The 24,478-nt window shown below is 70.4% G+C and carries 22 protein-coding genes; 9 read left to right on the top strand and 13 right to left on the bottom strand.

Annotated features, from left to right (window positions below):
* Window positions 1–96: 96 nt before the first annotated feature.
* The 3 genes from ND450_RS16310 to ND450_RS16300 form a co-directional block, all read right to left on the bottom strand.
* Entirely contained in the window at window positions 97–990 is an 894-nt protein-coding gene (locus tag ND450_RS16310) for an NmrA/HSCARG family protein (RefSeq protein WP_253326971.1), read from the bottom strand.
* Window positions 991–1,090: 100 nt separating this feature from the next.
* Window positions 1,091–1,504 (bottom strand): MarR family winged helix-turn-helix transcriptional regulator, encoded by a 414-nt coding sequence (locus ND450_RS16305; protein WP_253326970.1) that lies wholly within the window; start codon window positions 1,502–1,504, stop codon window positions 1,091–1,093.
* 111 nt (window positions 1,505–1,615) lie between these two features.
* Window positions 1,616–3,889 (bottom strand): M4 family metallopeptidase, encoded by a 2,274-nt coding sequence (locus ND450_RS16300; RefSeq protein ID WP_253326969.1) that lies wholly within the window; start codon window positions 3,887–3,889, stop codon window positions 1,616–1,618.
* Between the two features lie 334 nt (window positions 3,890–4,223).
* On the opposite strand from ND450_RS16300, the gene ND450_RS16295 reads away from it, so the two are divergent.
* Window positions 4,224–6,620: a glycoside hydrolase family 32 protein gene (locus ND450_RS16295; RefSeq protein ID WP_253326968.1), complete on the top strand. Its 2,397-nt coding sequence runs from the start codon at window positions 4,224–4,226 to the stop codon at window positions 6,618–6,620.
* Here ND450_RS16295 and ND450_RS16290 read toward each other — a convergent pair.
* The 3 genes from ND450_RS16290 to ND450_RS16280 are packed head-to-tail and all read right to left on the bottom strand — an operon-like array spanning window position 6,613 to window position 10,431.
* Window positions 6,613–8,937 carry a tetratricopeptide repeat protein gene (locus ND450_RS16290; RefSeq protein WP_253326967.1) on the bottom strand — a complete coding sequence of 775 codons (2,325 nt, stop codon included), beginning with the start codon at window positions 8,935–8,937 and terminating at the stop codon, window positions 6,613–6,615. The genes ND450_RS16295 and ND450_RS16290 overlap by 8 nt on opposite strands.
* 60 nt (window positions 8,938–8,997) lie before the next feature.
* Window positions 8,998–9,522 (bottom strand): DUF4232 domain-containing protein, encoded by a 525-nt coding sequence (locus ND450_RS16285; RefSeq protein WP_253326966.1) that lies wholly within the window; start codon window positions 9,520–9,522, stop codon window positions 8,998–9,000.
* Between the two features lie 21 nt (window positions 9,523–9,543).
* On the bottom strand, window positions 9,544–10,431 hold the full coding sequence (locus tag ND450_RS16280) for a serine protease (RefSeq protein WP_253326965.1): 888 nt from the start codon (window positions 10,429–10,431) through the stop codon (window positions 9,544–9,546).
* A gap of 92 nt (window positions 10,432–10,523) precedes the next feature.
* On the opposite strand from ND450_RS16280, the gene ND450_RS16275 reads away from it, so the two are divergent.
* Complete coding sequence (locus ND450_RS16275; RefSeq protein WP_253326964.1) at window positions 10,524–11,735, top strand: mannosyltransferase; 1,212 nt, start codon at window positions 10,524–10,526, stop codon at window positions 11,733–11,735.
* On the opposite strand, the gene ND450_RS16270 is transcribed toward ND450_RS16275, so the two are convergent.
* Window positions 11,621–12,754 (bottom strand): GTP-binding protein, encoded by a 1,134-nt coding sequence (locus tag ND450_RS16270; protein ID WP_253326963.1) that lies wholly within the window; start codon window positions 12,752–12,754, stop codon window positions 11,621–11,623. The two genes, ND450_RS16275 and ND450_RS16270, sit on opposite strands and share 115 nt — an antisense overlap.
* Complete coding sequence (locus tag ND450_RS16265; protein WP_253326962.1) at window positions 12,754–13,767, bottom strand: GTP-binding protein; 1,014 nt, start codon at window positions 13,765–13,767, stop codon at window positions 12,754–12,756. The genes ND450_RS16270 and ND450_RS16265 overlap by 1 nt, the downstream gene beginning before the upstream one ends.
* Window positions 13,768–13,840: 73 nt before the next feature.
* On the opposite strand from ND450_RS16265, the gene ND450_RS16260 reads away from it, so the two are divergent.
* From ND450_RS16260 to ND450_RS16250, 3 genes are all read left to right on the top strand, one after another.
* Window positions 13,841–14,458: a DsbA family oxidoreductase gene (locus ND450_RS16260; protein WP_253326961.1), complete on the top strand. Its 618-nt coding sequence runs from the start codon at window positions 13,841–13,843 to the stop codon at window positions 14,456–14,458.
* 82 nt (window positions 14,459–14,540) lie between these two features.
* Window positions 14,541–14,891 (top strand): STAS domain-containing protein, encoded by a 351-nt coding sequence (locus ND450_RS16255; protein ID WP_177229619.1) that lies wholly within the window; start codon window positions 14,541–14,543, stop codon window positions 14,889–14,891.
* Entirely contained in the window at window positions 14,884–15,549 is a 666-nt protein-coding gene (locus ND450_RS16250; RefSeq protein ID WP_253326960.1) for a DUF1345 domain-containing protein, read from the top strand. Before ND450_RS16255 ends, ND450_RS16250 begins: the two co-directional genes overlap by 8 nt.
* On the opposite strand, the gene ND450_RS16245 is transcribed toward ND450_RS16250, so the two are convergent.
* Entirely contained in the window at window positions 15,543–15,983 is a 441-nt protein-coding gene (locus ND450_RS16245) for a helix-turn-helix domain-containing protein (protein WP_253326959.1), read from the bottom strand. The genes ND450_RS16250 and ND450_RS16245 overlap by 7 nt on opposite strands.
* A 73-nt stretch (window positions 15,984–16,056) precedes the next feature.
* Here ND450_RS16245 and ND450_RS16240 point away from each other — a divergent pair, with 73 nt between their 5' ends.
* Both ND450_RS16240 and ND450_RS16235 read left to right on the top strand, forming a co-directional pair.
* Entirely contained in the window at window positions 16,057–17,250 is a 1,194-nt protein-coding gene (locus ND450_RS16240) for an MFS transporter (RefSeq protein WP_253326958.1), read from the top strand.
* A complete protein-coding gene (locus ND450_RS16235) occupies window positions 17,235–17,489 on the top strand; it encodes a Smr/MutS family protein (RefSeq protein WP_253326957.1) in 255 nt (84 codons plus the stop codon). The genes ND450_RS16240 and ND450_RS16235 overlap by 16 nt, the downstream gene beginning before the upstream one ends.
* 3 nt (window positions 17,490–17,492) lie before the next feature.
* Here ND450_RS16235 and ND450_RS16230 read toward each other — a convergent pair whose 3' ends face one another.
* The 4 genes from ND450_RS16230 to ND450_RS16215 form a co-directional block, all read right to left on the bottom strand.
* Window positions 17,493–18,263 carry an MHYT domain-containing protein gene (locus tag ND450_RS16230; protein ID WP_253326956.1) on the bottom strand — a complete coding sequence of 257 codons (771 nt, stop codon included), beginning with the start codon at window positions 18,261–18,263 and terminating at the stop codon, window positions 17,493–17,495.
* Between the two features lie 295 nt (window positions 18,264–18,558).
* Window positions 18,559–19,590 carry a B12-binding domain-containing protein gene (locus ND450_RS16225; protein ID WP_253326955.1) on the bottom strand — a complete coding sequence of 344 codons (1,032 nt, stop codon included), beginning with the start codon at window positions 19,588–19,590 and terminating at the stop codon, window positions 18,559–18,561.
* Window positions 19,587–21,047, bottom strand: coding sequence for a PP2C family protein-serine/threonine phosphatase (locus ND450_RS16220; protein ID WP_253326954.1), 1,461 nt, complete (start codon window positions 21,045–21,047; stop codon window positions 19,587–19,589). The genes ND450_RS16225 and ND450_RS16220 overlap by 4 nt, the downstream gene beginning before the upstream one ends.
* Window positions 21,048–21,128: 81 nt before the next feature.
* Window positions 21,129–21,962 (bottom strand): PhzF family phenazine biosynthesis protein, encoded by an 834-nt coding sequence (locus ND450_RS16215; RefSeq protein ID WP_253326953.1) that lies wholly within the window; start codon window positions 21,960–21,962, stop codon window positions 21,129–21,131.
* Window positions 21,963–22,086: 124 nt separating this feature from the next.
* On the opposite strand from ND450_RS16215, the gene ND450_RS16210 reads away from it, so the two are divergent.
* A complete protein-coding gene (locus tag ND450_RS16210; RefSeq protein WP_253326952.1) occupies window positions 22,087–23,316 on the top strand; it encodes a PHB depolymerase family esterase in 1,230 nt (409 codons plus the stop codon).
* A gap of 151 nt (window positions 23,317–23,467) precedes the next feature.
* On the top strand, window positions 23,468–24,469 hold the full coding sequence (locus tag ND450_RS16205; protein WP_253326951.1) for an RNA polymerase sigma factor: 1,002 nt from the start codon (window positions 23,468–23,470) through the stop codon (window positions 24,467–24,469).
* The last annotated feature ends 9 nt before the right edge of the window (window positions 24,470–24,478 follow it).

Below are 24,478 nucleotides of genomic sequence, written 5' to 3'. Positions count from 1 at the left end.
CGAATGGCGGAATCGAATTATCGAACGGACCATTTGATACGCAGAGTAAATAGATCAGTAGTCGATTTGAATTGAGGCGGATCGAACCCGCCATCCTCAGAGGCGCACGACGTCCGCCGGCAACGCCCACCCGGTGGAGCGGATCCACTCGGTCAGGTTCCAGACGGCCGGCTCGATCGCCTTCACCGCGTCGAGGTCCGACCGGTAGGCGGCGCCCGCCCCGGCGAAGTAGCGGAACATCGACTCGTCCTCGGCGTCACCACCGAGGACGCTCAGGGGCAGGGGCTCGTAGCGCGCCGGGAACCCGGCCCGCGCCCCGAAGGCCTCGGCGATCTGGCTGCCCGTCAGCTCGTCGCCCACGACCTCGACGGCTCCGCCGGGCACGTCCGCGGTGCCGAGCAGGATGGCCGCGGCGATCCCGCCGATGTCCCTGACCGCCACCAGTTTGAGGGGAACGCCGTCCGGCAGCGGCATCCTCAGCACGAGTTCGCCGTTCTCGACGCGGGGCGCCAGCGTCGCGAAGTTCTCCATGAACGCGACCGGGCGGATGATCGCGGCCCGCAGTCCGGACCGCCGAAGGTGCTCCTCGACGCGGCGCTTCGACTCGAAGTGCGCCACGCCCGAGTCGCGTTCCGCTCCGCTGACCGAGTTGAACACGACCTGCGGCACCTGTGCCGCGACCGCCGCGTCGACAAGGGCGGTGCCGAGCCGGATCTCGGCCTCGATCGCCTCGGGGCCGTGGCTGTCGGGGGTCATGAAGTAGAACGCGTCGGCCCCCTGCAGAGCGGCGACCAGTGAATCCGCCTCGCCGGTCTGGACGGGTGACAGCTCGACGCCCCGGGCCGCCAGTGCTCGCGCCCGCTCGGACTCGGGGCTGCGCACGAGTGCCCGCACCTCCGCTCCTCGTGCCAGGAGCGCGTCGGCGACCGCACCGCCCTGCAGTCCGGTCGCGCCGAAGACCGCGATGGTGCGGGTTGCTCGCGTGTTCATCTTGCCCACCCTTCATTGGTTTATGACGTGAACCAAAGTAGTTCACGTCATGAACCATCGCAAGGGCGTGCGGATTTCAGGAGGGAACGGTGGAGGTGGGTCAGGGCGAGAGGTCCGCGGTGTCCACGAGGGTGGTGGCGATGCGTTCGAAGTCGCGCTGGTCGTCCGGGCCGAGGTTGCCCGCGATGTCGGGGAGGCGCTTGGTGATCTCGGCGTACACGGCCTCGGCGAGCACCTTCCCCGCCGGCGTCACGCCGAGCATGGTGACCCGCCGGTCCTGTTCCGAACCCGCCCGGCTGACCAGGCCGCGCCGCTCGGTGCGGTCGACGAGCTGGCTCAGCGCGTTCTTGGACATGCCGAGCGAGGTGGCGAGGTACGCCATCCGCTTGGACTCGTCCTTCACCGCGCACAGCAGGGTGGCCTGCGACGAGGTCAGGTCGTGCTCGGCGCAGATCTGCGCGTACCTGCGCTGGATCAGCACGGAGATCCAGAAGAGCTTGTCGCCGTAGTCCACGCGTGCCTCCCCTCGTCCGGTGCGCACGCCGAGTCTACTGCCGCAGGGTGTTCTTCCTGGTGCGGCGCGGTTGCCGCGGTCGAGTTCACGACCGCGGCAACCGCACCGGCGTCAGCTCAGCGTCACCGCCGTGTCATCGACCACGAAGGACGTCTGCAGCGAGGCGTCCTCCACGCCGGTGAACTTGACGGTCACCGTCTGGCCCGCGAACGCGGACACGTCGAACGTCTTGAGGACGTAGCCGGACGCCGCGTTCACGTTCGAGAGCGTCGTGAGGGTGGTGCTGCCCGCGGTGACGGTCAGCTTGTCGTAGACGGTGCTACCGGTCTCCTTGGTGTCGATGTGGACGTAGAACGTCAGCGACGCCTTGCAGCCGGCGGGGATCGTCACCGACTGGGACAGCGAGTCGGTGTGCGAGGAGCCGTAGCCGTTCAGCCACGAGGACCACGTGCCGGTGCGGGCCGGTTCTCCGTCGGCGCTGTGCTGGCCGATGACGCCCGAGGTGGCGGTCCACGAGGTGGCGCCGGACTCGAAGCCCGGGTTGGCGAGCTTCTGGCCCGAGCAGTTCCCGCCGCTCGTGCCGACGGTCCAGCTGAACGACGCGGTGCCGCTCTTGTTCGCGCTGTCGGTGGCGGTCACCGTCACGTTCGACGTGGCGGCGGTGGTCGGGGTGCCGGAGATGGTGCCGTTGCCGGAGTTGATGGACAGGCCTGCGGGCAGGCCGGTGGCGGACCAGGTGTACGGCGCGGTGCCGCCGCTCGCGGACAGCGGCAGCGACACGGCGGTGCCGATCGTGCTGGACTGGTTGCCGGGGTTGCTGATCGTCACGGTGCCGGTGGCGCTGCACGTCGGGTCGGCGGACTGGGCGGGCACGCTGATCGCGTCCCAGGCGGCCTTGACCGTGTTGAACTCCGCGCAGCTGCCGGGGTAGAGGTTCTTCGCCGCGGTCAGCGTCCAGGTGCGGTACTTCAGGTACGAGCTGCTGGAGGTCTTGAGCAGCATGGCGTTGTAGAAGATCTTGATGGCCTTCTCGACGCCGAGACCGGTGATCGTGGTGTTGTTGCACGTGGTGCTGGCCGGCTGGCCGTTGGACGGGTTCGTGCCCTGCGACAGCAGGTAGAACCAGTGGTTGCCGGGGCCGGCGGCCGCGTGGACCTCGGTGTTCGGGATGGAGCTCGAGTAGCAGTTCGCGTGGTTGAGCGCGGACGGGTTGTACATGTTGCGGATCGGGCCGCGGCCGACGAGGTTGATCGTCTCGCCGACGAGGAAGTCGGGGGTGTCGTAGGGCGACGGCTCGTTCGCGAACCACTCGGTGGTGGCGCCGAAGACGTCCGCGACGAACTCCTGGGTGCCCGCGCCGGAGATGCCGCCGGGCGTGTGGTCGTCGATGCCGTGGCCGAGCTCGTGCGCGACGACGTCGATCGAGCCGATCCACTGGCCGGCGGAGTTCTTGCCGATCTGGACCTGGCTGCCGTCGTAGTAGGCGTTCTGGTCGTTCAGGCCGACGCGCATCGGCCAGCCGCCGCCGTTGCCGTCGAAACCGTTGCGGCCGAGCCACTGCGTGAGCATCTTCGACTCGGTCTGCGCGGCGAAGAGCACGTCGACGCAGCCGGTCTCGCGGTTGGTCTGGGTGCCGTTGCCCCACGTGTCGGTGGACTTGGTGAACGTGGTGTTGTTCGCCGCGTCCTGGCAGCTGACGTTGGTGAGGTTCGGGTCCTTGAGCGAGAACGTCGAACCGGACTGCGTCGTGGCGATGGTGACGGGGTTCGGGCCGTTCCAGCCGCTGGTGCCGGTGCCGTGCATCACGCGTTCCTGCTTGCGCAGCACCTTGCCGGTGGCGGCGTCGACGACCACGTCGAGCTTGCTCGGGCCCTCGGCGTCGCGGCCGGTGACCGTGACCTTCCACGCGAGCGCGGGAGCGGAGTCGAGCGCGTACACGACCTGTTCCGCGGTACCGACGCCGTCCACAGTGGACAGCGTGGTCCGCGCGGTCGCCTCGGCCTGCGCCTTGGTGACGGAAGGCGTGGTGCTCGCCAGGTCGATCGTCCTGTCCTGGCTGACGGACGTCTGCAGGACCTGGCCGGTCGAGTTCGTGACGACGACGAAGTCGCCGCCCACGACCGGGATCCCCTTGTAGGTGCGGTCGTACGGGACGTACTTCAGGCCGTTCGTCGACGAGATGACGGAGTGCCGGACGAACGCGTCGTTCGAGCCCGCGTGCAACTGGGCCGGACGGCTCGCGACGAGGCTCGCGGCCGCGTCCACGGCCAGTGCCTCGGCGGTCGGTCCTGGTTGGGCGGCGGCGGTCTGCGCGCCGGTCTGGGTGAGGACGGCCGCGGCGAGTGAACCTGCCACGGCCAGCACGAATGTGCGTCTCGCTTGCATTTTTCTCCTCGTTGCAGGGCGAACCGACCGACCCTCGGTTGCAGGGGGAGCCGGGCGTTCGTCGAGGTGAATGTGGTGGCGGAGCAGGGAAAGAATGAGTTCCCGGACGGTCGTTAACAAGTACTAACTTATTCACACCAACAATTCGTGCGCATTTGTAGGACTTGCTGCCGGGTATTCCTTTGTCGCGCCCGATGGTCGATTTGCGTCGAGAAGTCTGGGGTGGAACGAGGGGCTCGCCGGCATGGGAACGCTCTCACCCGGAGGGCGGTTGTGAGCCGCCCGTGCGCTGCGCCAGGGTGGCGGCTGACAACGTTGTCCGGGAGGTCGCGCCATGCGTGGAGTCCGTGCGTTGCTGGTCCTGCTGACGATCGCCGCGGCCGTGCTCGTGCCGTCCACACCGGCCGTCGCCGGGGACGCGCCGAGTTATCCGGAGTTCCCGTACCCGCCGACGACCTACCAGGAGCCGTTCCGCGGGCAGTTCCACTTCAGTTCGCAGGCCGGGTGGATGAACGACCCCAACGGGCTGGTGTTCGCCAACGGGCTCTACCACTTCTTCTACCAGCACAACCCGCACGGGCTCGAGTGGGACACGATGCACTGGGGCCACGCCACGAGTCCGGACCTGGTGCACTGGACGCAGAAGCCCGTCGCGCTGGAACCGGGTGTGCACCCCGGCACGCTGTTCTCCGGCGGTGGTGTCGTCGACAAGGCCAACACCTCAGGCCTCAGGACCGGCGCGCTGGACCCGATCGTCGTCTTCTCCAACACCAACGGCGTCAGCATCTTCTACAGCAACGACAACGGGCGCAGCTTCCAGGCGTACGACGGCGGGCGCAAGCAGATCGAGATCGACGGGGAGAGCCGTGATCCCAACGTGGTGTGGGACGCCGACCGGCGGCAGTGGGTCATGGTCCTCTGGTCGAACAGGGGCGGCAACGGTGCCGACATCTACACGTCGCCCGACCTGCTGCGGTGGACGTTCGCGAGCCGGTACGCCGCCGACTGGCTGTTCGAGTGCCCCGACCTGTTCGTGCTGCCTCTGGACGGCAGGCCGCAGTGGGTGCTGACGTCGGCGACGAGCGAGTACGTGGTCGGCACGTTCGACGGCAGGACGTTCCGCACCGACCGGCCGCAGCCGAAGAAGATGAACCTCGGCACCACCTACGCCGGCGGGTCCTTCTACGCCGCCGAGACGTTCGACAACACACCGGACGGCCGTGTGGTGCAGATGGCGTGGCAGGGCGGCAACCGCGGGAACTCCTGGACCGGCAACGCCACGTTCCCCGTGGCGCTGGGCCTGACCGGGTCGCCGGACGGGCCGAAGATCACCAGGACGCCGGTGCCGGGGCTGGACTCGCTGAGGGCGGACAGCCGCACGTGGCGCAACGCCGCGGTCACCGGCACGAACAACCTCTTCGCCGGAATCCTCGCGGACACCTACGAGATCACCGCGCGGTTCGACCTGCGCGGCGCGACGGCCCGCGAGTTCGGGTTCGCGTTGCACAGCCGATCGGACGGCACCGCGGATCGCACGGTCACCTACGACCGTGCGGCGGGCACGGTGTACGGCAAGCCGTTCCAGGTCGGCGGGGACGAGGTCAGCGTCCGGATCCTGGTCGACCGCGGCCAGCTGGAGATCTTCAGCGGGGACGGCCTCTTCTCCGTGGCGGACAACGTGAACTTCGACTCCGCGGCGGTCAGCCAGGGCATCAGGCTGTTCGCGAACGGTGGCCAGGTGCGGCTGAAGGACGCGAAGTTCACGCGGCTCAGCACGAGCTGGGGCACCGCGCAGTCCACACTGGACAGCACGCTCGCCGGTCCCTGGCACGCCACGGCGGGCTCGTGGACCGATGTGGCCGGTGGCAAGCAGGGACAGGCGAGCGGCGACTCGTTCTACCTGAGCGCGAGCACCGCCGGTGACGCGATCTACCAGGGTGATCTGCGGCTGGACTCGGCTCAGGCGGCGGGGCTGACGTTCCGGGCGGGGGCAGACGGCGCGGGCTACACCGCGAACATCGACGCTGGCGGGGTGGTGAAGCTGTGGCGTCCCGGCCGTGACATCGCCTCGTACGCCACGCCGATCGCCAAGGGGCAGACCTACCACCTGAAGGTGCAGACGGCCGGGTCGCGGATTCAGGTCTGGCTCAACCACGGCACGACCCCGATCATCGATGCGACCGACACCGCCTACTCGTCCGGGCGGTTCGGCGCCAACGTCTACCGCGGCGCGGCCACCGTGCAGAACCTGAACACCGGTCCCGGTGGGTTCCCCGGCTTCCCCTCCGGGCCGTGGACGGCCACCGGCGGCACCTGGACCACGACGCCGGACTCGTTGCGGGCCAACGCTTCCGGAGACGCCTTCTACCTCAGCGACCGCACCGCCTCCGACCTCGTCTACGAAGGAGACCTGACGGTCGTCAACGGGGTGGCGGCGGGGCTGACCTTCCGGGCCGGGGCGGACGGTGCGGGGTACACCGCGAACATCGATGCCGGTGGGATGGTCAAGTTGTGGCGTCCGGGCCGGGACATCGCCGTGCACGCGACACCGATCGTGCAGGGGCGTTCGTACCACCTGAAGGTGCAGGCGAGTGGGTCGCGCATCCAGGTGTGGCTCGACGGCGGCACGGCGCCGGTCATCGACGCGGTCGACACGACCTACGGCGAGGGCAGGATCGGGCTCAACGTCTACGGCGGCACCGCGGCGGTGCGAGGTCTCAGCCTCAGCTGAGGGCGGCCACCAGTTTCGCCGCCGTGGCGCGCACCGCCGGGGTGTCGTAGCGGTCGCACTCGGCCAGCGCCCGCACCCGCAGTGCGCGGGCCTGTGCCGGGTCGTCGGCGATGTCCGCCAGCCGGGCCAGGATCTCGACGCGGTGGTCGGACAGCCGTGCCTCGTCGAGTGCTGCCTGAAGTTGTCCGCGGGCCTCGGGGAAGCGGCCCGCGTCCATCAGGACCAGGCCGCGGTTGTGCTGCACGCGGGCGGTGCCGGCGGTGTTGGAGTGCTTGCGGAACAACGTCTCCGCCTCGTCGAGGAGGTCCAGCGCGGCGGGCACCTGGTCCGCGGCGGCGAGGGTGGTGGCCAGGCGGATCAGGAGCATGGAGAGGAGTTCGTCGTCGCCGCCTGCCTTGCGGTGCTGGTCCACGCTGCGCTGTTGCACCTCGACTGCTTCGGTGAGGTGGCCGGCGTTGTGGAGCATGAGGCCCAGCAGGGAGAGCGCCAGGTTCTCGCCGATCCCGTAGCCCGCCTGCTCGAAGAGGGCGACGGAGCGGCGGCCGAGCGCCACGGCCTTCTCCGGTTCGCCGACGCGACGGCGGATCGCCGAGCCGTAGTAGTGGGTCCAGGCCTCGGTGAGGGTGTCGTCGATCGGCACCGCCGCGGCTTGTTCTTGCACGGCAAGGGCTTCGTGGGGGCGGCCGCACAACGCGTAGAGCGCCCAGGAGAGGTAGTTCAGCTGGGCGGCGGTGGCTTTCGCGTCGCCCGACCGGTGGGCGGCGTGGGCGCCGGCGGAGAACACCTCGCGCCACAGGTCGCCCACGCCGTGCATGTCCGAGTACCAGTGCATGGCCTGGGCCACCGCGAGGACGCGGTCGTGCTCGCCCGCCTCCAGGGCGTCCCGCAACGCCGCGCGCCAGTTCTCCAGCTCCCGCTCCAGCCAGCGGTCGGCCGACTCCTTGTCGTGCACCGGCCCCAGGCGTTCGGCGGGCACGTCGTGGTCGAAGAACAGGGCCGCCCTGGTGGCGACGTCGAGGAGCCAGTGGCGCAAACGTGTGCGTGCTTCGTCGACCGCGGCGGGATCCTCGTCCAGTCCCAGGCGCTCGGTGGCGAACACGTGCAGCAGGTCGTGGCGCGTGTAGCGGCCGGGGACGTCGCTGATGCCCAGCAACGAGGCGTCGGCCAGTTCGTCCAGGGCCTCGGGGGCGCCGGGGGTGAGGACGGCGGCCAGGGAGGCGCTCACGTCCGGGCCCGGCACCAGGGCGAGCCTGCGGAACAGGGTGGCGGCGGCCGGGCCGAGCTGGTGGTAGGAGATCTCGAACGCCGCCCGGACTTCGAGATCACCCGCGCGCAGCACGGACAACCGGCGACCCTCGTCCTCCAGTTGCCCGGCGAAGTGGCCGACCGTCCACTGCGGCCTGCTCGTCAGGCGGGTGCCCGCGATGAGCAACGCGAGCGGCATGCCCCCGCACAGCTCCGCGACCCGCAGGGCCGCCTCCGGTTCGGCGTCGAGTCGCCCGGAGCCTGTCACCGTGCGGAGCAGGTCCACGGAACGCTTGAGCGGCAACAACTCCAGCGCGAGGCGGTGCCGGACTTCCAGGCCTGCCAGCGTCCTGCGGCTGGTCAGCAGCACGAGGGTGCCGGGGCTCGAGGAGAGCAGCGGGCGGACCTGGGCCTCGTTCGCCGCGTTGTCCAGCACCAGCAGGACCGTGCGGTCGCGCAGTTGTGAGCGGTAGAGCGCCAGCCTGTCGTCCGGGTCGGACGGGATCTGGCGCTCGTCCACGCCGAACGAGCGCAGCAGCCGGTGCGCGGCCCTGTCCGGGGTCAGCGGTTCGGGGTCGGTGCCGCGCAGGTCGAGGAACACGCAGCCGTCGGTGAACCGCGGGCCCAGCCGGTGGCCCGCGTCGACGGCGAGCGCGGTCTTGCCCGAGCCGGGCGCGCCGTGGACCACCGCGATCTGCGGCCGGGACGACGAGGCGGCGTCCGCGGTGAACCCGTCCAGCATCTGCTTCTCGTCGTCGCGGCCGGTGAGCTCGGTCAGCACCGGCGGCAGTGAGCAGGACGCCACGACGAACGGCGTCTCCGGTCGTTCCCGGACGGCGACGACGCGGCTGGCGCGGGCGAGCGCGGTGAACTCCGCCGCCTCCTCGCCGTGCAGGCCGAGGCCGGTGAGGAGGAGTTGCACGGTGCGGAACTGGGGACTGAGCGTGCGGCCGCGTTCCATGTCGCTGAGCGCCCGCGTGCTCAGGCCTGTGCGTTCGGCGAGTTCTTCCTGCGTCAACGGGATCCGCGACCGGTAGAAGCGCAGGAAGTCCCCGAAAGCGGTCGTGCTCATCGCGCCCCCTCGTCGTTCCGACTGCATTATGCGGCTGGAACGACGAGGGGGCCGCGGCGATCAGGCGGGCGACACGTCCGTCACCTCGACCTGCGAGCCCCGCAGCGACTGCCCGTCCGGCCAGCCGACCGTGGTCGTGTGGCCGCCCTCGACCGGCAGGTTCAGGTTGACGACGTCCGGCAGGAACGACTCCGGCTCCTGCGAGGACATCAGGATCCGCGACTCGGCGGCCTTGCCGGGCCGGACGTTCACCGGCGCGGGGTCGCTGCCGGGGTTGTCCGGCACCACGGTGATGCCGCTGCCGTCGCCCTCGCCGTGACCGCTGCCCTTGGTGAACGTGACGCCGGTCGGCACGCCCTGCAGCTTGCAGTTCGTGGTGGGGCCGGCCGCCTCGTAGTGCAGGACGAACGCCTCCTGGCCCGCGGACGAGTACGGGTCCTTCGTCACCGAGACGACGAGGTCCGCGACGTCGCACGGCTGGTCGGACGGGTTGGCCGACGCGGTGCCGGCGGCGAGGGGCAGAACGGCCGCCGCGAGCAACGCGGTGACGCCGAGCCCCGCGGCCGACCTGTGCTTGATGTTCATCGTCAATCCTTCCCTTTGTCGTCAGAGGTCGTTCGCGCTGGTGTACAACGCTTCGACGGCCTCGGAGAACGCGGCTCCGCTGAGGTCGGTCGTGACCAGGTCACCGTTCACCGTGCCGCGACTGGTGACCGAGAAGATCGTTCCCCTGCCCGTGGCCGGGTCGAAGCCGCGCAACCACGGCCCACCGCTGGAACCACCGGCGAGATCGCAGTCCGTCTCCCACGTGGACAGGACCGAGTTGACCTTCAGCGTCGCCGGGCGCTCGCACGACAGCAATTCCTCGCCCCGTGCGAACTCCGACACCGGATACCCCAGCGTGATCGTGTCAACCGGTGATCCAACGGTGTCGAACGACACGTCCTGGGACCCGGCCACGTCCTGGACGTGCTTGCCGTCCACCGGGTCCAGCGCGATCACCGCGTCGTCGTCCAGGCCGCTGGACGGCCCGGTGTAGGTGTCGGACCAGGCGAAGGCGCGTGCCGCGAACACGCCGTGCGGCGTGGATCCGCGGTCGTAGCCGGGCACGAACACCACGTTGAGGACCTTGATCGGGTTGTCCCACCGGTCGAGGCCGCCGTTGACGCAGTGCCCGGCCGTCAGCACGACGTCCTTGGTCCCGCTCGGCACCACCGTCGCGGTGCAGGAGTGGTCCTCGCCGAGGGAGTTCGACAGGAACAACCTGCCGACGCCCGGCGCCGTGCCCTCGTAGGGCTTCGAGATCTGCTCGGCGGGCGGGAGATCGCCGTCCCCGACCGCTTTCATCCGTTCCGGTGTCCAGTGGGCCACAGCAGCGGCTCGGTCCGATTCGGACACCTTCGTCACCACCTGGCCGGTTTCCGCCTGCGCCGGGACCGCCACCAGGGCCGCGGCGAGGACCAGACCGGTCGTGCTCAGTGCTTTCCAGGTCATGACCGGGTGACGTTCCACAGAGGACCGGAGTTGCACGCGAGAGCGCCGCCGCGGTCCAAACCAGCCTTTGGGATGATGTTCGAGCTGCGGGGATGCGACTTCAGGTGGAGGAACCGGTGTTCGAACAGCGCGTTCTGCGGTTCGCGCCGCTGCTGCTGTGCCTGTCGCTGGCCGTCTACGCGGCGACGGCGAACTGGGGCATGATCGACCTGAAGGTGTACTGGACCCTCGCGCCCAACGTGCTGCGCGACCAGCTCTACTCGATCGACATGCCGTTCACGGCCGACTTCCCGCTGCCGTTCACCTACCCGCCGTTCGCGGCCGCGCTGTTCCTGCCGCTGTCGGCGCTGCCGTGGGTCGCCGCGCGGGTGGTCTGGCAGGTGGTCTCGCTGGTCTGCCTGTGGTGGATCGTGCGCACGGCGCTGAAGGCGCTGGCCGGTGCCGAACGGTACGACGGCCGTCGTGCGCTGCTGTGGACGGCGATCGCGCTGTGGTTCGAGCCCGTCCGCAAGACCCTCGACTTCGGGCAGATCAACCTCGTGCTGGTGGCCGGCGTGTTCGCGGCGATGCTGGCGGTGCGCCAGGTCGTCGCGGGCCTCGGCGTCGGTGTCGCGGCCGGGATCAAGCTGACGCCGGCCGTCTCCGGGCTGTACTTCCTCGTCACCCGCAGGTGGAAGGCCGCGCTGTGGTCGATCGCGGGCTTCGCGGTCACGGTGGCGCTGGGCTTCCTCGTGTCGGCGGGCGACTCGTGGCGCTACTGGTTCGAGCTGCTCGGCGCGGCTGATCGGGTCGGTCCGGTCGGGTCGGTGATCAACCAGTCGGTGCGCGGCGCGTTGTCGCGGTCCCTCGGCCACGACGTCGAGACGTCCTGGCCGTGGCTGCTCGCGGTGGCCGTGTCGGCCGCACTGACGTGGTGCGCGCTGCGGGCGGCGGTGAGGGCGGGGGACGGGCTCGCCGCCGTGGTCGTCGTGCAGCTGTTCGGGCTGCTGGTCTCGCCGATCTCGTGGAGCCACCACTGGTTGTGGGTGATCCCGCTGGTGTTGTGGCTGGTCTACGGGCGGCGGAACCTCGTGCTCGCGGGGGTGTGGGTGGTCGCGGTGTGCTCGGACGTCATCACGGTTCTGATCGACCTGCAGCCGTCGATCTGGGAGATCCCGCGGCCGTGGCCGCTCGCGGCGCTGGGCTGGGTCTACCCGGCGCTGGCGCTGGTCACGCTCGCGTGGTCGTGCAGGTCGTCGCGGTCCCACTCGGGCAACGGGTCGGAGAACGTCCCCCACACCTCGGGTCCCGCCGCGAGCTCCTGATCGGTGAGCAGCGCGGGGTCCAGGCGTCGCGCGGGTTCCGCCACGTCGAGGTCCACGCCGATGAACACCAGCTCCTGGCGGGCCTGCGGCGAGTCGAGCAGCTCACCGGGCTCGATGACCAGGTTCGGGCCCGCCTGCGACCACACGGCCAGCACGTCCGGACGGGTCGCGATGTGGCAGAAACCCTTGCTGCGCAGCACGCCCTCCCAGTCGCTCAACGCCTCCGCGAGGCGGGCGGGGTGGAACGGGCGGGACGCGCGGTAGGTGACGGACCGGATGCCGTACTCCTCGGTCTCCGGGGTGTGCCCGCCGGCGAGCTCCTGCGCCCAGCCGGGTGCCTGCGCCGCCGTGATCGGGTCGTAGAGGCCGGTGCCGAGCACCTCGGCCAGCTCCACGACCCCCCGGCGCGTGTGCAGCAGGCGGGCGGACGGGTTCAGGCGCCGCAGCAGGGCGTCGAGCTTCGCGAGCTGGTCCGCGGTGACCAGGTCGGTCTTGTTGACCACCAGGACGTTCGCGAACTCGACCTGGTCGACGAGCAGGTCCGAGATCGAGCGCTCGTCGCCGTCGGCCGCCTCCAGGTCCCGCGCGTCCAGGCGGTCGCCCGCGGTCAGTTCGCGCAGGAAGCCCTGCGCGTCCACGAGCGTCACCATCGTGTCGAGCCGGGCGAGGTCGGACAGGCTCGTGCCGTCGGAGAACGTCCAGTCGAAGGTGGCGGCCACCGGCATCGGCTCGGAGATGCCCGTCGACTCGACCAGGATCGTGTCGAACCGGCCCGAGCGCGCCAGGTCGCCGACGCTGTCGAGCAGGTCTTCGCGCAGCGTGCAGCAGATGCAGCCGTTGGTGAGCTCGACGAGCCGTTCGGTGGTGCGGTCGATGAGCGCCGCGTCGATGTTGACCTCGCTCATGTCGTTCACGATCACCGCGACGCGGCGGCCGGAGCGGTTCGCGAGGACGTGGTTGAGCAGCGTCGTCTTGCCGGCGCCCAGGAAGCCGGACAGCACGGTCACGGGAGTGCGCATCAGAGTTCCATCTCCTCGTGCCAGTCGGCGAACGGGTCGGCGAAGTCGAGTTCCGCGATCAGGCCCAGCTCCTCGTCGGTGACCAGGGCCGACCGCAGTGCCGCGGTGATCTCGGAGGCGTCGGCGGAGGTCGTGATCACGACGACCTCCTGGTCGCGGTCGCCCTCCCAGGGGCCGAGGTTGCCCACGCGCAACCCGCCACCCGCGGACTCGAGCCACAGCGCCGCCTCGGGCTGGCTCGCCACCCACACCCGGCCGCGCACCCGCACGACGCCGTCGAGCAGCACGTCGATGCAGTCGTGCAGGCGCATCGGGTGGAACGGGCGCCGGTCGGTGAAGTGGACGACGGACACGCCGTGCGCCGGTTCCAGCGACGGCCGCCCGAACAGCAGCGACCCGAAGCCGTCGTCGATCTCGCCCCGCCGCGAGGCCCGGGGGATCTCCGCCAGCAACGAGACGACGTCCAGCGTCTCCAGGAGCTGCCGCGGGGCACCGGGGGAGAGGCGGTCGAGCACGGCGGTGAGCACCGGACCGGCCGGACCGGTCAGCACCAGCGCGTCCGCGAACTCCGCCTGGCCCACGACGACCTGCGCGACGGTCCGCTCGTCGCCCTCGGCCGCGCGCATGCCCCGGTCGGCGAGCGAGTCGGTGCCCGTGGCGTCGCCGAGCCAGGTGGCGCTGTCGACCACCGTCACGACGGCCTCGACCTCGACGGAGGTCTCGCTCAGCGCGAAGCAGACGGCCTCCGGTTCGAGCATCGGGTCGAGCTGCACGATCACCCGGCCGTCGAGGCTCTCCAGCAACGGGATCAGGTCCAGCCGCAACGTGCACGACACGCACCCGTGCGCGAGCTCCAGCACGGTGAGCCTGCCGTCCGCCCAGCGCCGCACCACCCCGTCGGCCAGGCCGCTGAGGTCGTGCCTGACCAGCGACGACTCCGGTGACGCCCGCCAGAGCTCGTCGGCCACGTCGTGGTGGGTGAACCCGGCTACCAATACGACCCGTGCTGCCATGACCCGCACCCTACATGACAACGATTATCGTTTTGAACCGGCGTTGGCGGTGAGACGTGACATGATCGGAGGCATGCAGGTCGAGTTCTGGGCTGACGTCATCTGCCCGTGGTGCTACATCGGCAAGGCGCGCTTCGACAAGGCGCTCGCGGCGTTCGAGCACCGCGACGAGATCACCGTGGTCCACCGCGCGTTCGAGCTGGACCCCGGCAGGACCGGCGTCGAGTCCGTCCAGGACATGCTGGCCGCCAAGTTCGGCCCGCGCGCCGCCGAGATGGAAGCCTCCGTCGCCCAGCTCGCGCGCGACGAGGGGCTCGAGTACCGCCAGGACCGCGAGGTCGGCAACACGTTCGACGTGCACCGGCTGCTGCACCTGGCGGGGGAGAAGGGCGTCCAGCACCAGGTCCTCGACGCCGTGCTGCACGCCAACTTCGGGCAGGCGCGCTCGCTGTTCACGCCCGAGTCGCTGACCGAGGTCGTCACGGAGGCGGGCCTCGACGCGGCCGACGTGAAGGCCGTGCTCGAGGACCCGGCCGCCTACGCCGGCGAGGTGCGCGCCGACGAGCAGCGTGCGCGGGACATCGGCGTGTCCGGCGTCCCGTTCGTCGTGCTCGCGGAGCGGTTCGCCGTGTCCGGGGCCCAGCCCACCGAGCTGTTCGAACGCGCGCTGGCGCAGGCCCGGGAGAGCTGATCCCGGCCGCCTTCCGTCACGGACCCGGGAGCGCGGGATCGGTTAGCGTGGAGCCGACGATCAGATCGGGAGGCTGCACACCGTGAACGAGGGCAACGCTGCTCTGTTGAAGGTCGAGTCCGAGAAGCGTGACACCGCGGTCGTGCTGCGCGCCGAGGGCGAGGTCGACTCCTACACAGTGGAACTGCTGCGGGAGAAGCTGTCCGAGGCGTTCGGCGCGGGACTGCCCGTGGTGCTCGACCTCAGCGACGTCGAGTTCTTCGCGTCCGTCGGCCTGTCCGCGCTGGTGGAGTACCACCTGCGCGGCGAGGAGCGCGGCACGCCGTTCCGGCTCGTGTCCCCGCGCGGCAGCGTGCTGAGGGCGCTGAAGGCCACCACCCTGACCGAGACGCTGGAGCTGTACCTGGACGTCGACGCGGCGCTGCATGCCTGATCTGCCGTCCCGCCCGGCGCCGGACGGGTTCGTGCTGGACCGCACCAAGGTCGTCGTCGCGGTGGCGGCGGGCCTGGTCAGCGGCCTCGCGGTGACCCTGACCGGCCACGGCGAGTTCGGCCTGCTGATCGGCTGGGACGTCGCCACGCTCGTGTACCTGGTGCGGGCGTGGCTGGTGATCTGGCCGATGGACGCCGAGAAGACCGCGCAGCACGCCGTCCGCAACGACCCGACCCGCCGCGTCGCCGAGGTCGTGCTGATCGTGGCCGCCTTGGCGAGCCTGGTGTCCGTGGGTTTCGTACTGGCCCGTGCGGCACACACGACCGGAGGCTCCGAACTGCTGCGCGTGGGCCTCGGCGTGCTGTCCGTGGTGCTGTCGTGGACGGTCGTGCACACGATCTTCACCCTGCGCTATGCCCGCCTCTACTACTACGGCGCGGACGGCGGCATCGACTTCAACCAGCCCGAGCCGCCCGACTACGGCGACTTCGCTTACGTGGCGTTCAGCATCGGCATGACGTTCCAGGTGTCTGACACGAGCCTGTCCGGGCGCGAGATGCGGCGCACGGCGCTGAAGCACTCGCTGCTGTCGTACCTGTTCGGCACCGGGGTGCTGGCCACGACGATCAACCTGGTCGCGAGCATCAGCAGTCAGTGAGCCGGGTGCTCGGCCATCAGCGTCAGCGCGTCGAGCAGCCGCCACCAGTCGTGCTCGCTCGCCTCGCGTCCAAGCGCCTCCGTCAGCAGGACGCACGCGCTGATCAGCCGCGCGGCCACCTCCTGGCGGTCCTCGCCGGGCCCGGCCAGCACCGCCACGACGTCGTGGAAGCGCTGGCTGCGGCTCAGCTTCACGATGCTCTGCGGGACCGGTCCGGTGGCCACGGGGCCTGGTGATCCGAACTCGATCGAGAGCTCGGTGCCGAGCGCGGCCGCGAGCCTGCTCAATGCGTTCGTCGTCGGGTTCCCCCTGCCGTTCTCCAGGTTCGCGATGTAGGGCACGGACAGCCCGGCGTCGGCGGCGACCGAGGCGACGGTGCGGCCCGAGGCCTGCCGCAGGGCGCGCAGTCTCGGCCCGATGGGCTCGTTCGGCACATCCGCTCCTATCTTGACAGAACACTCCAAGTGGCGCTCTTATTCTGACAAGAATACTACCTGGGGGTGGTCGGTGCTCGAAGCGCTGAAGATCCGTGATTTCCGGCTGTGGTGGACCGGGCGGACGGTGAGCCTGCTGGGCTCCTGGCTGCTGGTGATCGCCATCCCCGCCCACGTCTACGCGCTCACCGGCTCGGTGCTGGCGACCGGTCTCACGCTCGTCGCCGAGCACCTCCCCCCGTTGCTGCTCGGCCCGGTGGCGGGGGTGCTGACGGACCGGTGGGACCGGCGGCGCGTGATGATCGTCGCGGACCTGTTCCGCGCGGCCGCGGTCGGGCTGATGGTGTTCGCGACGGCCGAGCACTCGCTCTGGCTCGTCTACGCCGCGCTCGTCGCGGAGAGCACGGGTGCTGTGCTGTTCCGGCCCGCCGCGCAGGCGCACCTGCCGGTCGTCGTCGGCAAGGGGAGCGGGTTGAGCAGTGCGAACTCGCTCAACGCGTTCGTCGACGGCACGGTCCGGCTCGTCGCGCCGCCGCTCGGGGCCGCGATCCTGACGATCGCGGGGTTCTCCGCGCTCATCTGGATCGACGTCGCGAGCTATCTCGTCTCGGCCGCGGCGATCGCGCTGATGACGCGCCGCGGTGGTCCGGTGGCGGGGGAGCGCGCCGGTCTCGCCGGCGGGTGGAGGGTGTTGCGGGGCTTACCGGTCGCCGTGGTGCTGCTGCCGCTGACGGCGGTGTTCCTGGCTGCCAACGCCTCGCTCAGCGCGTTGCTCGTGCCGTTCGGGATCGAGAGGCTCGGGGGCGGCGAGCAGATCGGGTTCGTGGTGTCCGCGCTCGGCGTCGGGTTCCTGCTGGGCGCGGTGCTGGTCCGCCGGCTGGTGGACCGGGTGTCGCCGCGCCTCCTGCTCGCGGCGACGCAGTCGGCGGTCGCCGTGGCGTTCTTCGCGCTCTTCAGTTCGACGTCGGTGGTCGTCGCGGTGCCCGCCGGTGTCGCGATCGGACTGTTCGGCTCGATGACCCTCGTGGTGCCGCAGACCGTGCTGCAGCGCGAGGTTCCGAACGAGGCGCTCGGCCGGATCAGCGCGGTGTTCCTGTCCGCGGAGGCGCTCGCGACGCTGGCCGGCGCGCTGGCGGGACCTCTGCTCGCGCAGGCGTTCTCACTCGACGCCGCCGTCGTGGTCGCCTGCGTCGTGACGGCGGGCGGAGCGGTGACGGGGCTCGTGGTGTGGGACCGGGGCAGAATGAGCGCGTGCCCGGCAAGCTGACCGTCGACCTGCATCCCGTCTTCCGCAGCGACCAGGACATCGCCCAGGCGATCCGCGGCGCGCTCTTCCGCGCGGCCGGGCAGCGGGTGCCGCTCGTCGAGATCATCACGGGCAAGGGTTCGGGCAAGTTGCGCAGCCGCGTGCTCGCGATGCTCAAGCAGCCGCACGTGAAGAAGCTTTACCAGCGCGTCGAAACGGCTCCCGGCAACGACGGGATGCTGCTGGTGCACCTGAAGTAGGGCTCAGCCCTGGCTGGTCCTGCGCATGACGCGGTCGAGCAGTTCGGTCTCCTCGCTCGTCTCCTCGTCGGACGAGGTGAGCGCGAGCAGGAAGATGATGATCACGCTGACGCCGGCGCCACCGATGATCAACGACGTGATCAGTTCCTGCGAGTTGCCCACGACGACCGACGCGGCGTGGTCGTGCGTCATGCTCATGGCGTACATGCCGGTGTAGTGCATGCCCGTGACGGCGACGCCCATCACCAGCGCCGCGCCCGCGACGGCGAGCGGGCCGGTCACCTTGCGCGTGAACCACAGCGCGACGGTCGAGGCCACCACGGCGATCACGACGGACAGCGCCACGATGCCGATGTTGTAGGACACGTCGGCGTTGACGATGATCGCGGACATGCCGGTGTAGTGCATCGCCGCGACACCGAGGCCGGTCACGAGACCGCCCGCGGCGAGGAGGACGAAGCGCGTGTCGCCGTCGACGCCGTAGCGCCGCACGATGAACAGTCCGATCGCGACGAACACGATGGCGACGACCATGCTGAGCAACGTGATCGGGATGTCGTAGGAGACGGTGGACCCCATCCACGTGCCGAGCATCGCGGTGAAGTGCATGCCCCAGATGCCCAGACCGCCGATCGACACGGCGGCCACGGCGATCCACCAGTTGCGCGTCGTCCTGTTCGCGTTGCGTGCGCGTTCCGCGGCCAGGAGTCCCAGAACAGAGCCGAGTACCGCGACGACGTAGGCAGCGATCGGTGTGGCCGTCCCCATCTCCATGGGCGAGATGAAAACATTTCGAATCTATGGGGCACAAGGCTGTTGGAAATAAAGGGATTCACGAATACGAACGGCGATCAGGCGTGCACACCGCGTGGGAAAAGACCCACTCTGCGTCCGTCCACTTGAGACCAGGGCCTGTGTCGAGGTCCGGTCCGCGACAGCCGGGCCCGAGGCGGCCCCTGGCGGCACGGCCGGAACGCCCACGTACAACACCGGTACGCGGCCGTTCCGGCCGCACCACCAGAAACCACCTCAAGCGCAGCTCTCATCGAACCGGACCTCGACACAGGCCCTAGTTCATCGTCTGGACACCTAGACGCGTCTGCGCGAGCATCCGCTGAGCGCGCGGGAAATCGCGCAACTGGTCCGACAACAGCTCCAGCGCCGGGTCCAGCACCTGCGCCGGCACGCCGCGCGCGTTGAGCACTGCACCGGTCCAGGAGAGGAAGTCCACGAACAGCGAGTCGTCGTCCACGTACAGAGCGGTGGCCAGGTGGTCGACGATGTGGGCCAGGTCCTCGGCCGTGTGGTGCCGTTGTTCGTCGGTGTAGGAGGCCATCGCGGGCACGCGGTCCTCGAGACCGCGGTACACCGACCGCACCAGATCACGCGCGGTCCGCGTCACGAGCGTGTACTCCTGGTCCGCGAGGTGCGGCAGGTCGTCGACCGGCTGGTGCGGGGGGCTCGGCGCGGGCAACGTCTTCGACAGCAGCATGTCCGCGGCCGACCGGGCGTCCGCGGCCCACGCGTTCGCGCCGAACCGCCGCGCGTACACGCCGTCCAGGCCGAACGCCGCCCCGCCGACCATCACCGGCACGCCTGTCGCCTGGCACGCCGTCATCGTCGAGTGCGCCACCGGCAGGCGGGTCGCGATCGAGCTCGACAGCGCCACCACGTCCGGGCCGGTGCGGTGCAGGTACGTGATGAGGTGCGGTGTGGGCACCTGCGCGCCCAGGTAGTCGACGGCGAACCCGCGCAACGCGAGCACCTCCGCCAGCAGCCGCGCGGGCAACGCGTGCCACTCGCCGTCCACGCACGCGACCGTCACGCGCCCGTGCTCGGGCTCGCGGCGCGGCCTGGTGATCGACAACGCGGTGACCGCCCTGTCGTTGATCGCGGTGATCGCGTGCTCCTGCGCCACGCTGATCCGGTTCGCGGCCCACTCCTGGCCGACCCGCCGCTGCACCGCGCCGACGACGTCGAGCAGCACGGTCTCGTGGCCGCGCTCGTCGGCGGCGTCGAGCACCACGTCGGTGGCCCGGTACTCGTCGCCGAGCAGCGCGGCCTCCCACAGGGCGTCCACCACGTCCGCGACGGGCTTCACGAAGGCCTCCTCCGCGGCGCCGTGATGGCAACGACCGCCATGTCGTCGTGCTCGCCACCGCCGACCCACTGCGAGGCGAGCATGTGCACGTGTTCGACGAGGGCCTCGGCCGGCATGCCGCCGCAGGCCGTCAGGGCGCGGCGCAGGCGGTCCTCGCCGAACTCCTCGTCGCCCAGCGGGCCGCCGTGGGCCTCGGTGATGCCGTCGGTGTAGAGCAGCAGCGAGTCGCCGGGCGCCAGCACGACCTCGTCGGTCTCGGTCAGGATCTTCGGCAGGATGCCGACGAGCGTGCCCTTGTTCCTGGCCGCCTCGACCTCGCCGTTCGTGCGCACGACCAGCGGAGGCAGGTGCCCGCCCGAGGTCAGCCGCACGCGCAGGCCGCCTGCCTCGGGGCTGATGGTGCCGACGACCGTGGTGATGAACCGCGACTCGTCCGTCGTGAGCAACGCCTGGTTGAGGGCGTGCAGCACCTGGTCGTGGTCGGTGACCACCTGCAGGAGCGCGTGCACCGCCGTGCGGACCCGGCCGGTCTGCACCGCCGCGTCGAGTCCCTTGCCGCACACGTCGCCGAACAGGACGAACAACTGGTCGTCCGGCAGTGCGTGCACGTCGTAGAAGTCGCCGCCGACGCGTTCGGTGTCGCCCGACGCCCGGTAACGCCCGGCCAGTTCGACGTGCTCGTAGCGGTGCAGCGCCGGGGGCAGGAGGCTGCGGGTCAGCCGTTCGGTGATCGAGGCCTGCTGGGTGAACAGGCTCGCGGCCGAGATGGCCACGCCCGCCCGCGACGCGAAGAGCCGCGCGAACGCCTCCTCGGCCTCGGTGAACTGCTTGTCCCGCCGGATGAGGATCAACGCCCCGGCCGGCACGCCGTGGCCGGGCAGCGGGGTGACGACGATCGAGACGACGTCCTGGGCGAGCCAGCCCGGCGCCGCGGCCGGGTCGATCCACCGCGACGGCACCGGCGGGAAGCCGCGCAACGCCTCGCTGAGCCCGACGACCTCCTCGACGTCGACGCGCTGCAGCTCGTACGTCGGCGTCCCGCCGCGCAGGCACCGCGTGATCGGGTGACCGTTGCCGGACGGCGGCGCGATCACCACCGCCTCGTCGGCGAGGTGCTCGGCGGCCAGTTCCGCCACGACGTTCATGCAGCGCTCGGGGTTGAGCGACGTCATCAGCTCGCTCGACATCCGCGCCAGCAGCGCGGCGCGGTCGCGTTCGAGCAGCAGGTCGGTCTCGTCGAGCAGCCACCAGGTGACCGAGCCGTCCTCGTTGTCGACCCGGTGGGCGGCGTAGCTGCGTTCCGCGACGTGCACGGACTCGCCGTGCCGCCAGTCGGGCGGCAAGACCTGGTCGGGGAAGAGCGTCCTGGCTGCGTCGTTCATGCCGTGCACGGCACCGACGGCGTCGACGACCAGCGCGGGGCACGGTGAACGCAACCAGCTGGAGACCGTGACCACGAACCGATTGTCTCACCCGAACCCGATCAAGAACAACGTTTGAACCCCCTGGCGAGTGGGTACGCGGTCCTCAGAGGACGATCACAGGGTCACCCGTCCGGTGATGCCCGCCACGGTGTTCCCGCCGACCCAGATCCGCCCATCCGCTTGCGCGAGATGGATTCGCCCGCGCCGGCCGAGCGCGGTGCCCTGGGCCGCGACGTACCGCTCCCGGGCGATTCCGGCCGGGATGAGCCACTGGGCGATCGCGGCGTTCAGACTGCCGGTCACGGGGTCCTCCTCGTACCTGCTGCCCTCGTGGATGAACGCCCGCACCTCGAACTCGGCGTCGTGGCCCTCGGGGTGCGGACCGACCACCCCGATGCCGGTGAACTCGCCGAACCGCCGGTAGTCGGGCCGCACGGCGAGCACGGCTTCGGCGGAGCGCAGCAGCACCGCGGCCCAACCGGGTCCGTTGTCGGCCCAGTGAGCGCCGACGACGTCGTCCGGTTCGATCGCCAGCGCCGCCGCCAGGGCCTCCGGGTTCTCGACGGGACCGCCGCGCAGGAGCGGAGGGGCGGCGAACGCCAGCCGCGCGCCGTCCCGGCGCACCTCCACCAGACCGGCGCCGCACTCCTGCACCAGCCGGTCGGGGTCGCGCGGGGTGCCGCCGGCGGCCAGCCACGCGTGCGCCGAGCCGAGCGTCGGGTGGCCCGCGAACGGCAGTTCGCGGCTCACCGTGAAGATGCGCACCCGGTAGTCGGCCGCGGCGGGATCGGTCGGGGGCAGGAGGAACGTGGTCTCCGCGAGGTTCGTCCAGTTCGCGAACGCCGCCATCTGCTCCGTGGTGAGGCCCTCCGCGTCGTGCACGACCGCGAGCGCGTTGCCCTTCGTGAACTCGTCGGTGAAAACGTCGACCTGGCTGAACGTCCGCATGGTGTCAATGGTGCCGTCCGACGTCCGGTCACCGCACGAGGTAGCTCCGTCACACGTGGTGCAGGCCATTTATCTGCTCTTAACCTCGATCGCACGTCCTGCCTGCAACGACGGAGGCGAACACATGCGATTGAGGAACGTGCTCGTGGCACTCGCGGCGGCGACCGGCCTGGCCGCGGCATCCCTGTCGATCTCGCTCGCGGCGGTCCCGCCGCCCCAGCAAGGCACGTTGACCAAGCTGAACATCACCGGCACGTACGTCAGCGGCATCTCGTCCGGCGGGTACATGGCGAACCAGCTGCACGTCGCGTACTCCGGGGTGTTCCAGGGCGCGGGCATCTTCTCGGCCGGTCCCTACGACTGCGCGCAGAACAACGTCAACACCGCCCTGCTCGCGTGCATGGACACCTTCCAGGCCCGCAAGACCCCGGCCCAGCTCGAACAGCTGACCCGCGACCGCGCGGCGGCGGGCGCGGTCGACACGCCGCAGAACCTGTCCGGTGACCCGGTGTGGCTCTTCCACGGCACCGCGGACGACACGGTCGACGCCGCGGTGAACAACGACCTCGCCACCTACTACCGCGACTTCGGCTCCCGCGTCGTCTACAACAGCACCACCGCGGCCGGTCACGCGTGGATCAGCCCGATCGGCCCGAACGCCTGCGGCTCCACGGCTTCGCCGTACATCAACAAGTGCTCGGCCGACGTCGTCGGGGAGATGCTGGGCCACCTGTTCGGTTCGGTGAACGCGGCCGCCTCGACGCTGACCGGCAAGCTCGTGCAGTTCGACCAGAACACCTACGCGCCCGGCGGCAGCGCGTCGGCGATCACCCTGGGCCGTGAGGGTTTCGCGTACGTGCCCAAGGCGTGCGAGACCGGTCCGTGCAAGCTGATGGTGGCGTTGCACGGCTGCCAGCAGACGTACGGGCAGATCGGCAACGCGTTGCTGGACAAGGCTTATCTCAACGAGTACGCCGACACCAACGGCATGGTCGTGCTCTACCCGCAGGCCACCACGTCGTCCGCGAACCCGCGCGGCTGCTGGGACTGGTGGGGGTACCAGTCGGCGCAGTACGCGCAGAAGAGCGGCCCGCAGATGACCGCCGTGGTGAACATGGTCAAGGCGCTCTCGAACGGCGGACCGGCGCCCACGACCACGACCACCACCACCACCACGGCTCCGCCTTCGGGATGCGTCACCGCCAGCAACTACGCCCACACGGTCGCCGGCCGCGCCTACGCGAACCTGGGCCAGACCTACGCGCTGGGGTCCAACCAGGCGCTCGGACTCTGGAACACCTACACCACCAGCACTCTGCGGCAGACCTCGGCGAACTACTGGGTGAGGTGCTGACCAGCGCACCGAGAGCACACGACCAGGACGGCCGCGCCTCGAAGGCGCGGCCGTTGTCGTGTGCCTGACCTGCGCCGCCGAGCAACCTGAACGGTTTCGGCGTGAGTTGACAACTACGGGGTGGAAAGGGAAGCAGAACCCGAGGAGCTCCATGTCGTCAGATGCTGAACTGATCGGCAGATCGCTGCACGGAGACACGGACGCCTTCGTCGAGGTGATCAGCCGTCACGAGAGCGCGATCGGCAGCTACCTCGCGCGCAGGGTGGGGCGGCAGATCGCCGAGGACGTGCTCGGCGACGTGTGGGTGGCGGCCTACGCCTCCCGTGCGAGCTACGACAGCTCGTACCCCGGGGCCCGGCCCTGGCTGTACGGCGTTGCGCTCAACAGGGTGCGCCAGCACTGGCGGTCCGAGCCGGAAGAGGACCCCGCGCCGGACGTGGCGCGGATGGCGAGCGGCTGGGACCCCTGGCCGGCGGTCGACACGCGCGTGGACGCCCAGGCGTCGCTGCGCGCGGCGCTGGCGCGGCTCAGACCGGAGGAGCGGGAGGTGCTGGGCCTCGTCGCCTGGGAGGACCTGGCCACGGACTACGACCGGAAGCTGATGGCGGCCGCCCGGCTCGCGGCGAAGGGTGACCTGGAGGCGGCCAGGAACGCGATGGTCAACGGCGCCGGGTGCTGCTGGGCACTCGGCGGGAGCCCCGCCGAGCAGGAGAAGGCGTGGGCGCGCGGCCAGGAGGAGAGGGCCGAGGTCTTCCGCAAGAAGGGCATGCCGGTGCCGCCCGCCAAGCCGCGCCCGACGGGCAAGGAGCAGGAGGACGGCATCAACAACACCCTGTGGAGCAACACGACCTACGCGTTGTTCATCGGCGCGGCCAACGCGGAGGTCCGCGCGGGGGTGCTGAAGCTGCTCGCGACCATCGAGGACGTCACCGTCGACAAGGCCGACGTCGGGGGCCAGACCGTGCTGAAGCTCACCGCGGCTCCTCCGGTGAGCTCCGGTGAGGGGGCGCACGTGGTGACCGTGGACGCCGGCAACGGCCTGCCGATCCGCTCCGAGGTCGTTCCCGCGCAAGGAGAGCAGGACCCGCACTCGGTGGCGGACTACAGGTCGTCCTGGGTGAACCTGGCCGACATCGCTGCGGGCAAGATCTGAGCGACGCTC

Source organism: Lentzea sp. HUAS12 (genome assembly GCF_024125735.1).
Lineage (GTDB): Bacteria > Actinomycetota > Actinomycetes > Mycobacteriales > Pseudonocardiaceae > Lentzea > Lentzea albida.
Note: the sequence above shows the minus strand (reverse complement) of the source record. Positions and strands in the feature narration are given on the sequence as shown.

Coding starts and splice junctions, on each gene's coding strand:
- ND450_RS16250 (WP_253326960.1), top strand. CDS start 14,884: ATGCCTGATCTGCCGTCCCGCCCGGCGCCGGACGGGTTCGTGCTGGAC.
- ND450_RS16260 (WP_253326961.1), top strand. CDS start 13,841: ATGCAGGTCGAGTTCTGGGCTGACGTCATCTGCCCGTGGTGCTACATC.
- ND450_RS16265 (WP_253326962.1), bottom strand. CDS start 13,767: ATGGCAGCACGGGTCGTATTGGTAGCCGGGTTCACCCACCACGACGTG.
- ND450_RS16230 (WP_253326956.1), bottom strand. CDS start 18,263: ATGGAGATGGGGACGGCCACACCGATCGCTGCCTACGTCGTCGCGGTA.
- ND450_RS16295 (WP_253326968.1), top strand. CDS start 4,224: ATGCGTGGAGTCCGTGCGTTGCTGGTCCTGCTGACGATCGCCGCGGCC.
- ND450_RS16205 (WP_253326951.1), top strand. CDS start 23,468: ATGTCGTCAGATGCTGAACTGATCGGCAGATCGCTGCACGGAGACACG.
- ND450_RS16280 (WP_253326965.1), bottom strand. CDS start 10,431: ATGACCTGGAAAGCACTGAGCACGACCGGTCTGGTCCTCGCCGCGGCC.
- ND450_RS16285 (WP_253326966.1), bottom strand. CDS start 9,522: ATGAACATCAAGCACAGGTCGGCCGCGGGGCTCGGCGTCACCGCGTTG.
- ND450_RS16210 (WP_253326952.1), top strand. CDS start 22,087: ATGCGATTGAGGAACGTGCTCGTGGCACTCGCGGCGGCGACCGGCCTG.
- ND450_RS16300 (WP_253326969.1), bottom strand. CDS start 3,889: ATGCAAGCGAGACGCACATTCGTGCTGGCCGTGGCAGGTTCACTCGCC.
- ND450_RS16275 (WP_253326964.1), top strand. CDS start 10,524: ATGCGACTTCAGGTGGAGGAACCGGTGTTCGAACAGCGCGTTCTGCGG.
- ND450_RS16215 (WP_253326953.1), bottom strand. CDS start 21,962: ATGCGGACGTTCAGCCAGGTCGACGTTTTCACCGACGAGTTCACGAAG.
- ND450_RS16310 (WP_253326971.1), bottom strand. CDS start 990: ATGAACACGCGAGCAACCCGCACCATCGCGGTCTTCGGCGCGACCGGA.
- ND450_RS16270 (WP_253326963.1), bottom strand. CDS start 12,754: ATGCGCACTCCCGTGACCGTGCTGTCCGGCTTCCTGGGCGCCGGCAAG.
- ND450_RS16290 (WP_253326967.1), bottom strand. CDS start 8,937: ATGAGCACGACCGCTTTCGGGGACTTCCTGCGCTTCTACCGGTCGCGG.